Origin of the sequence: Cyanobium sp. Tous-M-B4 (assembly GCF_024345395.1) — a bacterium.
Classification (GTDB): domain Bacteria; phylum Cyanobacteriota; class Cyanobacteriia; order PCC-6307; family Cyanobiaceae; genus Cyanobium_A.
The window spans coordinates 31936-46070 of the sequence record NZ_JAGQBA010000008.1 but is presented as its reverse complement, the minus strand read 5'-3'; the positions used below and the strand labels follow the sequence as shown (position 1 = coordinate 46070).

Genomic DNA, 14135 nt, shown 5'->3' with positions numbered 1-14135 from the left:
TTATGCCCAATACTGCTGATTGGCTCACTCAGCTTGCTGGCCTGCCCCTGCCGGGCCGAAGTCAGGAGGAGTGGCGATTTACAGGCCTGGCTGCCCTAGAGGCCTTGGCGCCCGAACTCTGGAGTGGTGTCGATCCATTCGCCCAACTCAGCTTGCCCGCTGGCATTAGCCGCATCGGAGCCGATCAGGCGCAGGGGTTGCAGCAGCAGGTGCTTGAGGCCACAGGCGGCAGCGATGCTTGGTCGGTGCGGCTAAACCAAGGTGCTTCACCCCGCTGTCTGGCTTTGCGGGTGGCTGGAGCAGCTGATCCGTTGCAATTGCATTTTGACGCCGGTGCGGCGCCGGGTCTGCTGGCACTGCAGCTGGTGCTCGTGCTTGAAGAGGGCGCCAGCTTGGAGCTGATGATTCGGCACGGCTCCAGTGGATCCAACGCCACCAGCTTGGTAGCAGTGGCCCAGCTGGGCCGCGGTGCCCAGCTCAATCTGGGGCTGCTGGCGCCTGGTGATGCCTGCGCCAGCCTGCTCAGCCACCTGTCGATCAGCCAGGCTCCCGCCAGTTCCCTCCAGCTCACCACCGCAGTTGGGGGTTGGGCCCTAAGCCGCCTCGAGCCTTGCATCAGCCAGCTGGAGGGAGCGGCCCAGACCCGGCTGCGGGCACTGCAGCTGGTGGATGGTCAGGAGCTGGCCGACACCCACAGCCAAGTGCGTTTTGAAGGCCCCGATGGGCAGCTCGACCAGCTCCACAAGGTGGTAGCTGATGGGGCCGGACGCAGCGTGTTCAACGGGGCTGTGCGGGTGCCGCGCAGCGCCCAGCAAACCAACGCCGCCCAGCTCAGCCGCAGCCTGTTGCTCTCCGATCGGGCCCGAGTGGATACCAAGCCCGAGCTCGAAATCGTCGCGGACGATGTCAAGTGCGCCCACGGCGCCACCATTAGCCGGCTGCAGCAGAACGAGCTTTTTTATCTGCAGAGCCGGGGTATTGGCGCTGAACAAGCCTCACGGTTGCTGTTGCGGGGCTACTGCGAGGAGGTGTTGCGCGAGCTTCCCGCGGCGGCGGCGGCCCTGAATCCGCTAGAGCTGCTGCTGCGGGAGCATCCATGACCACCAGCACCACCACAACCGCTGCAGCAACCACCGCAGCAACTACCGCAGCAACCACCCCCGCAACCCCGCCCAGCCTTGAGGTGGTTGCGCCAAATCTTGCTGCCCTCACCCGGCCTGATTTCCCCCTCCTAGCCCAAACGGCTTGCCTTGGCCAGCCGCTGATCTACCTCGATTACGCCGCCACCAGCCAGAAGCCCCGTCAGGTACTGGCGGCCCTACAGCACTACTACGACCACGACAACGCCAACGTGCACCGTGGCGCCCACCAGCTAAGTGCTCGCGCCACTGAAGGCTTTGAGGCAGCCCGCAGTAAAACTGCCACCTTCATCGGTGCGGCCAGTGCGCGCGAGATCGTGTTCACCCGCAATGCCAGCGAGGCGATCAACTTGGTGGCTCGCAGCTGGGGCGAGGCCAACCTGGGCCCTGGTGATGAGGTGTTGCTCACAGTGATGGAGCACCACTCCAACCTGGTGCCCTGGCAGCTGCTGGCCCAGCGCACTGGCTGCGTGCTGCGCCATGCGGGGCTCACTGAGAGCGGTGAGCTGGATCTGGAGGATCTGCGCGGCCAGATCAGCGAGCGCACCAAGCTCGTGAGCCTCGTGCAGGTGAGCAACACCCTCGGCTGCCTCAATCCGATTGAGCAGGTGGTGGAGCAGGCCCACGCCGCAGGCGCTCTGGTGCTCGTGGACGCCTGCCAGAGCCTGCCCCACCTGGTGGTGAATGTGGCCAGGCTGGGCTGCGATTTCCTGGTGGGCAGCTCCCATAAGCTCTGCGGCCCCACCGGCATGGGCTTTCTTTGGGCCCGCGAGGCGTTGCTTGAGGCGATGCCGCCCTTCCTGGGCGGCGGCGAGATGATTCAGGACGTTTATCTCGATCACAGCAGCTGGGCCGAACTGCCCCACAAATTTGAGGCGGGCACCCCGGCCATCGGCGAGGCGATCGGCATGGGCGCTGCTCTCGACTATCTCAGCGCAATTGGTCTTGAGCGCATCCACGCCTGGGAGCAGCTGCTCACCCGTCAGCTGTTTGCGCGTCTCCAGGCGATCGAGGGGGTACGCATCTTGGGTCCCACCCCTGAGCAGCAACCAGATCGCGGTGCCCTGGCGGCCTTCACGGTGGATGGCCTGCACGCCAACGACATCGCCGCCCTGCTTGATTCAGCCGGCATCTGCATCCGCAGCGGCCACCATTGCACCCAGCCCCTGCACCGCCTCTACGGCCTCCCCGGCTCAGCCAGAGCCAGCCTGGGCTTCACAACCACCCCGGAAGAGATCGACCGCTTCGCTGAGGAACTGGAGGGCACGATCACCTTCCTGCGCGAGCACAGCTAGTTTGCTGGCAATTCGCCCAGGGCAGTGGCGGCCGCCAGTTCACCGGCTTCGATTGCTCCCTCGAAATAGCCCGGCCATCTCGGGGAAACCTCGCTGCCCGCCCAGATCACCCGGCCGTGATTGGCAGCTGCTAGCCGGGCTGGGCCCGTCCAAGTGCCAGGGATCACGAAGCTGGTAAAGGCGCCGCCGCTCCAGGGCTCCTTGTTCCAGTTGTGCTCTACCAGCTCAAGCGGCTTGGCCGCTTCCGGCCCCCAGTAGGCCACTAGGTCGTCAATGACCAGCTGCCGCCTCTGCAGAGCGGGCATGGCGCCAAGCCTTAAGGCGCGCTCGCCAGCGATGAAGCCGGCCAACACGGCCGGCTGGCCTTCCGGAGGTCCGCTGTCGGCGGTGAGCTCCAGGAACGGCAGATCGCCGCTCCCTAGGCCGTTGAGGCCCTGCTCGCGCCAGAAGGGCCGGGCATAGATGGCCAGAACTTTGATCATTGCTCCCATAGGTGAGCGCTGCAGCAGGGCGCTAAGGGCTGCGGGCAGGGCCGGCTCGAAGCGGATCGCCAGCCGCAGCGGTGGCGGGATGGCCACGATGGCGCTGGCGGCGTGATGCTGCTCCCCGCTGCTGTCCACCAGGCAAACGCCGTGGCTGTCTTGAACGATGGCCTGCACGGGCCGGTTCAGCCGCAGGCAGCCGGGCGCTTGGGCCTCCAGGGTGGAGTCGAGCCGCTGGGCTACGGCTCCTGCTCCGCCGCGCACCAGCCAGGCTTCTGGGCTCTCCGTCTGGGGGGCCACGGCCTGGGTCCAGGCCAGGTGCAGGATCGAAGCCTCCCAGGGTTCAAAGCCGCCGGAGCCGCCCACGCGGCAGAGCCACTCGAGGGGCAGGCGGGCCAGGGGGATGGTGGTGTGTCGCTCGGCCCACTGCGCCACCGTGAGGCGGTCGAGCTGCTCGGCATTGGGCGTGCGCCAGGGCTGGTGAGGATCCACTTGGGCCACCAGGGTGCTGAAGGCCCGCTGCAGGTCCTCAAAGGCTTCCAGCTCCGCTGCAGTCAGGCCGAGGCTCTCAGGTTTGAAGAAGAGATGGCTTGACGCAAAGTCTTTGGCCAGGGGCGCTTCCACCCTGCTGCCGCGCCAGTGGAAGACGCCGCGGTCGCCGTAGTGGCTGGCAAAGCGCTCGAGTGCCAGCTCATCCAGCAGGGCCGCGAAGCGGTGGTGGCTGGCGCCGCCCCACTGGCCGCCCAGGTCAATGACGCTGCCATTGGCGCTGGTGCTGCTCAGCATGCGCCCGCCCACCCGGCTCCGGGCTTCCAGCACCCGCACCGCGCGGCCGGCGCTTTGCAGCCGGCGGGCAGCGACCAGGCCCGAGAGCCCGGCACCCACGATCAGCACATCCACTTTCTTAGTCATGGCTTGATCGGCTGGGGGCGTTGCGCTCAGATTGGCAAGCTTTGGCAGCGAGGGCCGTTTGGGTTTCGATGATTTCTGAGAGCCAGGGCTGGCCCGAGTTGTTTCTGGCGGTGCTGGGCGGCCGGGCCCCTGGCTGTCACATCGAGCTCCACGACGTGCGCTTCGTGGCCGGCGCCACGATCGAAGGGGCGCTGCCGGAGCTGCGGCGGCAGTGGTTCGGGAGGCGTGAGGGCCTGCACCTGGACAGCTATATGGCGGTGCGAGCGGTGGATGGCTTCGCGGTGAGCCTCGGGCGCGAGCCGGCCGCGCCCCGGCCCGAGCGGCTCTGGTTTGTCAACCTGGGCGCCTACCGCCCCGACTCCCTCGCGGAGCTGCACCACTTCGGCCTGGTGGTGGCTCGCTCGCCCCAGGCGGCCTAGGCGGCGGCTAAGCGCCAGTGGCTGCGCGGCGCCCTGCAGCAGCACAAGGATGATCTGGTGGCCGTAGACGACTGCCTGGCGATCGAGCAGCTGGAGCTGCTGGGCGGCGAGCGCTGGCATGTGCAGCTGGAGCCCCACCTTGAGGGCCTGAGCCAGAGCCAGGTGCCGGATTGGTTTGGCTACCGGCTGATTTGAGGTGATTGGGTCTGCTGCAGCGCTCGCAACAGCAGGCAGACTGATTCCATGACCGCAAGCGCCATCACTCCTGTTGTTGATCCTCGGATTCTTCAGATCGCGGCTGCGATTCGGGCTGAGATCCCTCAGTCGGACGTGCGCCTATTCGGATCGCGGGCTCGCGGGCAGGGGCGCCCAGATTCCGATGCAGATCTGTTAATCATCGTTCCGGATGCCTGGCTGGCGCAGCACAGTCGGCTTGTGGTTCTCGGTCGGCTGAGCCGAAAGCTTTCGAGCCACCGCCTGCCTCTTGATCTACTGCTCTACTCCCAGAGTGAGGTGGCTGCTCGTTGCGCCTGTCGTCAGGCGGTGACCACGGTGGCGTGCCGTGAGGGGATCGTGCTCGATGGCTGATGCCGACGCCAGTCGCTATCTGCGCATTGCGCGGGCCGATCTTCTTGAGGCTCGGCGCATGTGGGAGTTTTCTGGTTTTCGTGGCAGCAGCATTGGTTTCTTGCTCCAGCAAGCAGCGGAAAAGGCCCTGAAGGCCTGGATTCAAGTGGCTGGAGGAGAAGCTCCTTTCACCCATGACCTGGGTGCGCTGTTGGATCTGTTGCAGGAATTGGGCAAAGCCACGGCTGAATACGAGAGCCTCACTGAGCTCAACTTCTTTGCGGTGCAATTGCGTTACGACGATGAACTTGAGGTTGAGCCACCCAATTGGCTGGCCTGCTTCGATCTGGTCGAAAACCTGTTGCGGCGGGTGGAGGAGCCTTGGCCTGGGGCTTGAATTCACCTGCCCAGAGATGATCAGGAGAAGACTCGGCCCACTTCCGCAGCCATGAACATCGACGGCAAGCCCTGGCGCACGATCTGGCTGGAGCCAGACGGGGGCTCGGGCTCCCACGCGGTTGGCGTAATCGATCAGACCCTGCTGCCCCACCAATTCACGACGCGTACGTTGCGCAACTGCGCTGACGCGGCAGATGCGATCAGCACGATGGTGGTGCGCGGAGCGCCGCTGATCGGCGTGACCGGCGCCTATGGGCTGATGCTGGCCATGCAGGCCGATCCGGGCGACGCCTCCCTGGCGGCGGCCTTTGAGCAGCTCAATGCCACCCGGCCCACGGCGATCAACCTGCGCTGGGCCCTGGAGCGGGTGCGGGCCATGGTGCAGCCGCTGCCGCCTGCTGAGCGGGCCGAGGTGGCCAAGGCGGAGGCGGCGGCGATCGCCGATGAGGACGTGGCCATGTGCGAGGCCATCGGCGATCACGGGCTGGCGATCTTCCGGCAGCTGGCGGCGGCCAGGCCCGGCGCCAGGCTCAATGTGCTCACCCACTGCAACGCCGGCTGGCTGGCCACCGTCGACTGGGGCACGGCCCTAGCGCCGATCTACAAGGCCCATCGCGCCGGGCTCAACATTCACGTGTGGGTCGATGAAACCCGCCCCCGCAACCAGGGCGCCAGCCTCACCGCCTTTGAGCTGGGTAAGGAGGGCGTGCCCCACACGGTGATCGTCGATAACGCCGGCGGCCACCTAATGCAGCACGGCCAGGTGGATGCGGTGATCGTGGGCACCGACCGCACCACCCGCCGCGGCGATGTGTGCAACAAGATCGGCACCTATCTCAAGGCCCTGGCCGCCCACGACAACAACGTGCCCTTCTATGTGGCCTTGCCCGCCTCCACGATCGACTGGACGATTGGCGATGGCGTGGCCGAGATCCCGATCGAGGCCCGCAGCGCTACGGAAGTGACCCACATCCAGGGGCGCGGCGCCGATGGGGCGATCACCACGGTGCAGCTCAGTCCCGATGGCAGTGCCGGCTTCAACCCGGCCTTCGATGTCACGCCGGCGCGGCTGGTGACTGGCCTGATCACCGAGCGAGGCGTGGCAGCGGCCACCGAGGCTGGGTTGCAGGAGCTTTATGGCAATGACTGAGCAGGCGCTGCGCCAGCAGCTCGTGGAGGTGTCCCGGCGCCTAAACGCCAGCGGGCTCAATCAGGGCACCTCCGGCAACCTATCGGTGCGTATTCCTGGTGGCCTGCTGATCACGCCCAGCTCCCTGCCCTTCGAGCAGATGGAGCCGCAGGATCTGGTGGCGATTGCCAGCAGCGGCAAGCCCCTCGCGGCAGCAGCTGGCCAGCGGCGGCCCTCCTCCGAGTGGCGGCTGCACGCCGATCTCCTCGCCAGCCGGCCTGAGATCCAGGCGGTGCTGCATTGCCACTCGATTCATGCCACGGCCCTTGCCTGCCATGGCCGCCCCATCCCACCCTTTCATTACATGACAGCCGTGGCCGGCGGCGATCACATCCGCTGCGCCGCCTACGCCACCTTTGGCACCGCCGAGCTCTCAGCCCTGGCAGTGCAGGCCATGGAGGATCGGCTGGCCTGCCTGCTGGCCCAGCACGGCCAGGTGACGCTCGGCACCAGCCTCGATCAGGCCCTGCGCATCGCCGTTGAGGTGGAAACCCTGGCCCAGATGTATCTGCAGGCCCTGCAACTCGGCGAGCCTCCGCTGTTGAGCGCCGCCCAGATGGCCGCGGTGCACCAGCAGTTCCGCTCCCTGCACTACGGGACCGGCGCCTGATTGCGCGCCAACCACAGTCCGGTGCCGCCAAACAGCAGCACCAGGGCAAAGCAGAAGCCGGTCCACAGCGGCAGCCCCCAGCCCGCCACCGCCAGCGGCGCCACCACCGTCACCACCCCTCCGGCCAGAAACGGCTGCAGCATCAGCTGCTTGATCGAGAAGGCCGGTAGGGCGTCGCTGCGGTCGTCTGGATCGGCCATGCGCAGTAGCAGCAGGCCGCTGGCCGCCACTCCCGTGGCCTGGCCAAACTCAATCACCGCCCGCTCAAACCAGTCGGCGGGCAGCAGCCGCGGGGCTAGCAGCAGGGTTACCGCCAGGTTCCACACCAGGCCCCCTAGGGCAAGCACCGTGAGCGGCAGCCAGTCGGCCCTGAGCAGGGCCAGATCCAGCCCGGCGGTGGCGGCGGTGATCAGCAGGTCTGCCGAGAGGGTGCCCACCTGGCCCTGCACCGCGGAAGAAGCCCAGTGGGCTTTGCCGCTGCGCTCCAGCGCCAGCCGCACCAGCAGCGACCCCACGATCGCCAGCGGAAACACCGGCAGCGCATCAACAACGCTGCCAACGCCATCCCCCAGTCCGGCGGTGAGCCAGCGCAGCCCGGCCAGCAGCGCCACGCCCGTGAGCACCGCCACGCCCACCAGGGCCAGGTTCACCGCCCAGGCCGCCGCTCTGGCCGCCACGCCACCCGAATCACCGCTGGTCGTGCTGATGGACTCGCTGGCTGCTGCGCCTGGGGCATCGGCCAGCAGCCAGCCGCGGCTGCGGGCCAGCACCACCACCAGCCCTCCCACCAAAGTGGAGGAGAGCAGCCCCACCGTGGCCATGGCTAAGCCCAGGGCCTGACCGCCGGGAAAGCCCAGGGCCGCGTAGCTGGGCCCCATCGCCGCGGCGGAACCATGGCCTCCTTCGTAGGCCACCTCGATCAGGCAGGCCATCACCGGGCTCACCCCCAGCCAGGGCTGCAGCACCAGCAGCACCGCCAGGCCGCCCACCACGTATTGGCCGAAGGCCAGCACCAGCGCCAGCGACACCTGCCCCGACACCGGTCGCCACAGCCCCTCCAGCTTGGGCAGGGGTTTGCCGAGCAGCAGCGAGCCGAACACCAGGGTGAGCAGCACCAGCGGCAGATCGGCCCATAGCTGCATCACCTGAGGAGGCAACAGCGGCAGGGTGCCGCCCGGGGCCAGCAGTAGGCCCAGCAGTCCGGCCAGCAGGGCTTCGGGGATGCCCCAGAGCCGCAGCTGCAGCCTCGTGCCAAGAGTTCGCCCCACCGCCAGGATCAGGCTGAGGCAGGCCAGGGCCAGGGCCAACCAGCCGAAGCTGGGCAGCAGGTCGCTCGCCAAGGTTGCGATCACAGGTTGAAGTGCCGGCGGAAGAAAGCCTCAGTGGCCTCCAGGACGCGGATCAAGGTGGCACCATCGCGGAAGCCGTGGCCCTCCTGCGGGAAGCGGTGCACCTCCACCGGGATGGCGTTGGCTGCGAGCGCTGCTGCCATGCGGTCGGTCTGCTCCGGTGGCACCACCTTGTCATCGAGGCCCTGAAAAAAGATCACCGGGCAGCGGATTTGATCGGCGTGGGCCAGCGGTGAGCGGGCCTTGTAGGTGGCGCGCGCTTCCGGCCAGGGGCCGATCAGCCCATCGAGATAGCGGGCTTCAAAGCGATGGCTCTCAGACGCCAACGCGCTGGGGTCGGCTACGCCGTAGCGGCTCGCGCCGGCGCGAAATACGTCCGTGAAGCACAGGGCGGCCAGGGTGGTGAAGCCGCCGGCACTGCCGCCTTCGATGGCGATGCGGTCAGGATCGGCCCGGCCCGCCGCCACCAGGGCCTGGGCGGCTGCGGCGCAATCTGCTACGTCCACCACGCCCCACTGGCCAGCGAGCCGCTGCCGATAGGCGCGGCCGAAGCCGGTTGAACCGCCGTAGTTCACATCCACCACCCCCCAGCCTCGAGTTGTCCAAAACTGAATGGCTAAGTTCAGGGCCGTGCGGGCCATGGCGGTGGGGCCGCTGTGGCTTTTCACCAGCAAGGGTGCCCCGCGGTGGGCTCCCCCGGCTGGGGGGTAGAACCAGGCGTGGCTGCGGGCGCCGCCGTGGCCCTCAAACCACAGCTCCTGCGGCAGGCTGATCGCCTCCGGCGCCAGAGGGCAGGTGGCAGCAGGGGTGTGCCACCAGTTGCCGCTGGCCAGGTCCAGCTCGAGCAGACCCGCGGCTTCAGTTGCTGATGCGGCGATGCAGGCCAGCCGCCCTTTTTCGGCGCAAATACCAGCCAAATCATCAAAGGGGATGGCCAGGGGCTGCCACTGGCCGGCGTCTCCGCCCTGGCTCGGCAGCTCCACCCGGCCCAGCTGCCAGCGCCCCTGCAGGCAGGCGGTGGCCAGCAGCTGCTCGCCATCCCAGGCCTGGGTGCCCATGCCGAACACCCACTGGGGCAGGCCGAATTCCGCCTGCATGGGCAGCAGCGGCCGCCAATGCAGCGGCGCCTCTGCGCCGAGGGTCTCTATGTCGAGTCCCTCGGCGTTATCGAGCTGTTCGAGGTTCCAGAAGCCGGAGCGATCGTTTGCCACCACCAGGTGGGGCCCGCACCAGAGCGGCTGGAACACCGAAATGTCCGGGTTTGGCTCCACCCCCGATCCTGCGACCAGGCGGCGGCCACTGAGCTGGCCTGCCGCATCGAAGTGCCCCAGCCACAGCTGGCTGCGCTCCCAGGGCATGAAGGGCTGCTGCCACTCCACCCAGGCCAGCCCCTCGCCGGAGGGGCTCAGGGCCGGGTAGCCGCAGAAGTCGGCTGGCTCCACCAGCGGCTGGGGCTCGCCACCTTCCAGCCCAACAGCCACCAGCTGGTCGCAGCCAGCACCTTCATCACTGCCGCTTTCCAGTACGCCAATCCAGCGGTCGCGGCTGGCATCGATCAAGCCGCCGCCGTAGGCACCTGGCGGGCTGAGCCGTCGCGGCTGGCAACTGCTGCTATCGAGCTCCAGCAGCCAGAGGCAGCGGTCGCCGTCGTGGCTGAACACTGCCACCAGCCGGCCATCGCTCCGGTGGCCCAGGGCCGTACTGCCGCCACCGTATTCATGCACCCGGCTGCGCAGATTCCAGCTGCCAGGGCTTAGCTCCTCTGCTGGCAGGTCTGGCCCCAAGCGCCGCAGCAGGGTCGTGCGCCCCCCTTCATGGGGGCGCTGCTCCAGCCAATAGAGCACCCCGTCGAGTAGCCGTGGCTCCCGCAGGCTGGGGGTTTGGCCCACCACAACAGCGGCGGGAAGGGCTCCAGGGGGGTCAGCCACCGCATGCACCGAGGGATAACGACTTAAAGTGGAAGTCGTTCGATCAAGTATCGCGTTGGCCCGCAGTTCAGCCGGCAGCTTTGCCCAGATGGCACGCTCCGCCGTTCAGGCCAGCCGCGGCGTTCAAGTATCCAAGGATGCCCTTGAGGAGTCCCCGCTCACGATCCACACCCTTGGTGATGGGGTGCTGCGCGCTCCTGCCAAGCGCATCAGCAAGGTTGATGAGAGTGTGCGAGATCTGGCCCGGGACATGCTGCGCAGCATGTACGCGGCCAAGGGCATCGGTTTGGCGGCACCCCAGGTGGGAGTGCATAAGCAGCTGCTGGTGATTGATCTTGATCCCGAGAATGCTGCTGCGGCGCCGATGGTTTTGATCAATCCCGAAATCGCCTGCTTCGGCGCTGCGATCGAGACTTACGAGGAAGGTTGCCTCAGTATTCCAGGCGTCTACTTGAATGTGGTGCGCCCGGCCACGGTCGAGGTCAGCTATCGCGACGAGATGGGCCGGCCCCAACGGGTCAAGGCTGATGGTCTGCTGGCCCGCTGCATCCAGCACGAGATGGACCACCTCGAAGGTGTGCTTTTCGTCGATCGGGTTACCGATGAGCTCAGCCTCAATGAAGGCTTGCTGGAAAAGGGTTTTCAGCGGGCAGATGTCCGTTCCATCCGCTGATCTTTCTTCTCCATGCCAATGAAACCCCTGGCCGGCTTGTTTCTGGCCCTGGCCTGCCTGCTGGGCATCGCTTCGACGGGCTCAGTGTTTGAGCTGGCCTATGGCGACCCCGACCTGGGCCTGCAGGCCACCCGTTGGATTCTGGGCCTAAGCCTGCCTGGCACGGTTGCGGCCCTGTTGGTTGCCATCCGGATCAACAAGCCGGCCTAGCCCTAGCTGGATGCCTTGCATACGATTAAGTCCATGTTGCTTGCCAATGCCGTGATGCGATTGCCCCAACTGGGTGCCAATTCCCTCCCCCTGGCAGCTGGAGCTTGGGCCGCTGCGGTTGCCTTTGCTGCCACCCCAGCCATGGCCAGCACCCTTTTTCAAGCTGCGGATCTCAGCCAGGAGCGTTTTGTCCTGGTGGCAGCGCCCATCGGCGATGGCGTCCGCGCTCAACTCAACATCTATGAGCAGGTAAAGCCGACCCGGCCCTGTTTTGCCGTAGTCCCTGGCTCACCAGCTCAGGTAGACCCCCTGCTTGCAACTTTTGACTTCAGCGGCATCTGCAGTCGCTTCATTGATGCCAACGGCTACTCGGTGCGTGTAGGCGAGGCTGATCTAGCTACGAGCTATCGGCTCACCGTGCAGCGTCAGAGCGGTGACAACGTGCTGCTGGCCGTGCCCACCAAGGCCGGTGCGGGTCCTGAAATGCTGGTAGCCCGCACCCAGGGTTCGGGCTCTGGCTTCCTGCAGTTGGTGTTTGAACCGGGCTGGCAGCTCAAGCGCCGCGCTTTCGGCGGTCGCAATCTGGGCCACGTGTATCTCTACCGCGATACCTGGCCTGATGCTGCCATCCAGCCTGGGCTGCCGGTAGTGGCGCCCAGCCCCATTTCAGGCCTCTCTGGCAGCGGGAGCTGACCTGGAGGCACGGGGAATGGTCAACGCGAAAGGGCAGTTGCTACATTGGCAAGCTCTGTGAGCAGCGCAGCGCTTCATGACCCAGGTCACCGTCGGCGAAAACGAAGGGATTGAATCGGCTCTGCGCCGCTTCAAGCGCCAGGTGTCCAAGGCGGGCATTTTCGCTGACTTAAAGCGTCTGCGTCACCACGAGACACCTGTCGAGAAGTACAAGCGCAAGGCCCAGCAGCGCCGCCGCCGCCGTTGATTGCTTTGATCTGGCCTCCCGCTTAGCGAGATACCCCTTGATCAAACGACCGGTAGGTGAGCGCTTCGGCAATTGCAGCTGCGCCAATGCTGGCTTGATCGTTTAGGTCGGCGATCGTCTGGGCAACCCGCAGCAGCCTGGCCCCAGCCCGGGCACTGAGTTGCCGGTGCTGAATCGCTGCCTCCCACACTTCTAAGGCTTTGCCTTCCAGTCGAAGCACTTGCTGCAGCTGGCCTCCGGCGATACGGCTGTTGCAGCAGCCACCGGGATTGCGGGCAGCCATGTGGGCCCGGGCCCGGCGGACTCTTGCTCGCACTTCAGCGCTTGATTCGTCGCTGGTCGGGCTGCCACCGTGGCTTCTAAACGGTGCCGTTAGGGCGGCACTTGATGGCCGTCTCATCACCACCTGCAAATCAATGCGATCCAGCAGGGGGCCCGACAGCCTGCCCCAGTAGCGCCGCCGCTGGCCCTCCCCGCAGCCGCAGCTGCGCTCAGGGTCGCCAAACCAGCCACAGGGGCAGGGATTGGCCGCGGCCACCAGGGTGATGCGGCAGGGGAAGCGAGTTCGCTGGCGGGCGCGGTTAATCCAGACTTCGCCGTCTTCTAAGGGCTGGCGCAATTGGTCGAGCACGGACCGGCGAAATTCGGCCAGCTCATCGAGAAACAGCACTCCGTGGTGGGCCAGGGCCAGCTCCCCTGGTCTGGGTTGGCCACCTCCACCGATCAGCCCCGGCCCGGAGCAGCTGTGGTGGGGGCTGCGAAAGGGGCGGGTTTGCAGCAAGCCCTGGCTGCTGTCCAGCAGGCCCGCCACCGAGTGGACGGCTGTGAGCTCAAGGGCCTCCGCAGGATCGAGCGGGGGTAGCAGCCCCGCCAGTCGCTGGGCCAGCATTGTTTTGCCGCTGCCGGGTGGGCCGCAGAGCAGCAGGTGATGGCCTCCGGCCGCGGCGATCTCCAGGGCCCGGCGCCCGTGGGGCTGCCCTTTGACGTCGGCAAGATCTTCAGCCGCAGGCCTGGCGGTTTTCAGCGCTTTGGCTTGTTTAAGGGCGGGGGCGGGGTCAGGAGCGGTGGCGGCCGGACGGGCCCGCGGATGCTGCAGCCGCCATAAGGCCTGGCCGAGATCGGCGGCGCCCCACACTCGCAGCTCCTCCACCAATGCGGCCTCCCAGGCATTGGCCTGGGGCACGACCAAGGCCCGGGCGCCATGGTTCCGGGCTGCAATCGCAATCGCCAGCACCCCCCGGATCGGCCGCAAGCTGCCGTCCAGCCCCAGCTCGCCGGCGCTCCAAACCTCGTTGTTGCTGGCGGCATCCAGCTGGCCACTGGCCAGTAGCAGGCCCAGGGCGATCGGTAGGTCAAAAGCCGGCCCCTCCTTGCGCAGATCGGCGGGGGCCAGATTCACCACCACCCGCGTCAGCGGCACCTTCAGGCTGCTGTGGCGTATGGCCGAGCGCACCCGCTCCCGGGCTTCTTGCACCGCCGCATCGGCCAGGCCCACCAGCTGCAGGCCCGGCAAGCCGGGAGCCAGATCCACCTCGACCAGCACTGGCCTGGCCTCCAGGCCCTGCAGCGCCGCCGTCTTGCACCGTGCCAACATCACGCCATGGGCTACTACATCGTTAGTGCCACCCCTGTCCCACCCCCGTTGCCTTTGTGAGCCAAGACACGATCTTTGGGCGCATCCTCCGTGGCGAGATCCCCTGCGATCAGGTGTATGCCGATGAGCATTGCCTGGCTTTCCGCGACGTAACTCCCCAGGCTCCAGTGCATGTGCTGGTGATTCCACGCCAGCCGATTGCCCAGCTTGCTGATGCCACCGCAGGGAACGAGGCCCTGCTCGGCCACCTGTTGCTGGTGGCTGCCCAGGTGGCCCGGCAGGAGGGTCTGGAGTCGTTCCGCACGGTTATTAACAGCGGCGCGGATGCGGGCCAGACCGTGTTTCACCTGCATGTGCATGTCCTTGGTGGGCGTCCCCTGGCCTGGCCCCCGGGCTGACCGCGGGCCCGCGACAATGACCTGATCCGAC

Annotated in this window: 15 protein-coding genes and 1 pseudogene; 12 read left to right on the top strand and 4 right to left on the bottom strand. The window is 66.9% G+C overall.

Annotated features, from left to right (window positions below; translation table 11 throughout):
- Positions 1-2: 2 nt before the first annotated feature.
- Both KBY73_RS14225 and KBY73_RS14220 read left to right on the top strand, forming a co-directional pair.
- Positions 3-1100, top strand: a complete 1098-nt coding sequence (locus KBY73_RS14225) for a SufD family Fe-S cluster assembly protein (protein ID WP_254937718.1) — start codon at positions 3-5, stop codon at positions 1098-1100.
- Positions 1097-2434, top strand: a complete 1338-nt coding sequence (locus tag KBY73_RS14220) for a SufS family cysteine desulfurase (RefSeq protein WP_254937717.1) — start codon at positions 1097-1099, stop codon at positions 2432-2434. The genes KBY73_RS14225 and KBY73_RS14220 overlap by 4 nt, the downstream gene beginning before the upstream one ends.
- Here the strand turns inward: KBY73_RS14220 and KBY73_RS14215 are convergent.
- Positions 2431-3828, bottom strand: a complete 1398-nt coding sequence (locus KBY73_RS14215) for an FAD-dependent oxidoreductase (RefSeq protein WP_254937716.1) — start codon at positions 3826-3828, stop codon at positions 2431-2433. The genes KBY73_RS14220 and KBY73_RS14215 overlap by 4 nt on opposite strands.
- A 68-nt stretch (positions 3829-3896) precedes the next feature.
- On the opposite strand from KBY73_RS14215, the pseudogene KBY73_RS14210 reads away from it, so the two are divergent.
- The 5 genes and pseudogenes from KBY73_RS14210 (at position 3897) to KBY73_RS14190 (ending at position 7012) form a co-directional block, all read left to right on the top strand.
- Positions 3897-4442: pseudogene (locus KBY73_RS14210) on the top strand (DUF1543 domain-containing protein).
- Between the two features lie 48 nt (positions 4443-4490).
- The gene (locus KBY73_RS14205; RefSeq protein ID WP_254937715.1) at positions 4491-4835 is read left to right on the top strand and encodes a nucleotidyltransferase domain-containing protein; all 345 of its coding nucleotides are present in this window, start codon (positions 4491-4493) and stop codon (positions 4833-4835) included.
- Positions 4828-5211 (top strand): HEPN domain-containing protein, encoded by a 384-nt coding sequence (locus KBY73_RS14200; protein ID WP_254937714.1) that lies wholly within the window; start codon positions 4828-4830, stop codon positions 5209-5211. The genes KBY73_RS14205 and KBY73_RS14200 overlap by 8 nt, the downstream gene beginning before the upstream one ends.
- Positions 5212-5262: 51 nt before the next feature.
- Positions 5263-6363, top strand: coding sequence for an S-methyl-5-thioribose-1-phosphate isomerase (mtnA, locus tag KBY73_RS14195; RefSeq protein ID WP_254937713.1), 1101 nt, complete (start codon positions 5263-5265; stop codon positions 6361-6363).
- Positions 6356-7012, top strand: coding sequence for a class II aldolase/adducin family protein (locus tag KBY73_RS14190; protein WP_254937712.1), 657 nt, complete (start codon positions 6356-6358; stop codon positions 7010-7012). The genes mtnA and KBY73_RS14190 overlap by 8 nt, the downstream gene beginning before the upstream one ends.
- Here the strand turns inward: KBY73_RS14190 and KBY73_RS14185 are convergent.
- Positions 6994-8352, bottom strand: a complete 1359-nt coding sequence (locus KBY73_RS14185) for a sodium:solute symporter (RefSeq protein WP_254937711.1) — start codon at positions 8350-8352, stop codon at positions 6994-6996. The two genes, KBY73_RS14190 and KBY73_RS14185, sit on opposite strands and share 19 nt — an antisense overlap.
- An 8-nt stretch (positions 8353-8360) precedes the next feature.
- Positions 8361-10289 carry a prolyl oligopeptidase family serine peptidase gene (locus KBY73_RS14180; protein WP_254937710.1) on the bottom strand — a complete coding sequence of 643 codons (1929 nt, stop codon included), beginning with the start codon at positions 10287-10289 and terminating at the stop codon, positions 8361-8363.
- Positions 10290-10377: 88 nt separating this feature from the next.
- Between KBY73_RS14180 and def the strand changes: the two genes are divergently transcribed.
- The 4 genes from def to rpsU all read left to right on the top strand — a co-directional run bounded on the left by def (position 10378) and on the right by rpsU (position 12112).
- Positions 10378-10962, top strand: coding sequence for a peptide deformylase (gene def / locus KBY73_RS14175; RefSeq protein ID WP_254937709.1), 585 nt, complete (start codon positions 10378-10380; stop codon positions 10960-10962).
- A 12-nt stretch (positions 10963-10974) separates the two neighbouring features.
- On the top strand, positions 10975-11172 hold the full coding sequence (locus KBY73_RS14170; protein WP_254937708.1) for a hypothetical protein: 198 nt from the start codon (positions 10975-10977) through the stop codon (positions 11170-11172).
- 33 nt (positions 11173-11205) lie between these two features.
- A complete protein-coding gene (locus KBY73_RS14165; protein WP_315858443.1) occupies positions 11206-11865 on the top strand; it encodes a DUF3747 domain-containing protein in 660 nt (219 codons plus the stop codon).
- A gap of 76 nt (positions 11866-11941) precedes the next feature.
- Entirely contained in the window at positions 11942-12112 is a 171-nt protein-coding gene (rpsU, locus tag KBY73_RS14160) for a 30S ribosomal protein S21 (RefSeq protein WP_010304532.1), read from the top strand.
- Positions 12113-12134: 22 nt separating this feature from the next.
- On the opposite strand, the gene KBY73_RS14155 is transcribed toward rpsU, so the two are convergent.
- Positions 12135-13706, bottom strand: coding sequence for a YifB family Mg chelatase-like AAA ATPase (locus tag KBY73_RS14155; protein ID WP_254937761.1), 1572 nt, complete (start codon positions 13704-13706; stop codon positions 12135-12137).
- Positions 13707-13762: 56 nt separating this feature from the next.
- Between KBY73_RS14155 and KBY73_RS14150 the strand changes: the two genes are divergently transcribed.
- Complete coding sequence (locus tag KBY73_RS14150; RefSeq protein ID WP_254937707.1) at positions 13763-14104, top strand: histidine triad nucleotide-binding protein; 342 nt, start codon at positions 13763-13765, stop codon at positions 14102-14104.
- Positions 14105-14135 lie beyond the last annotated feature (31 nt).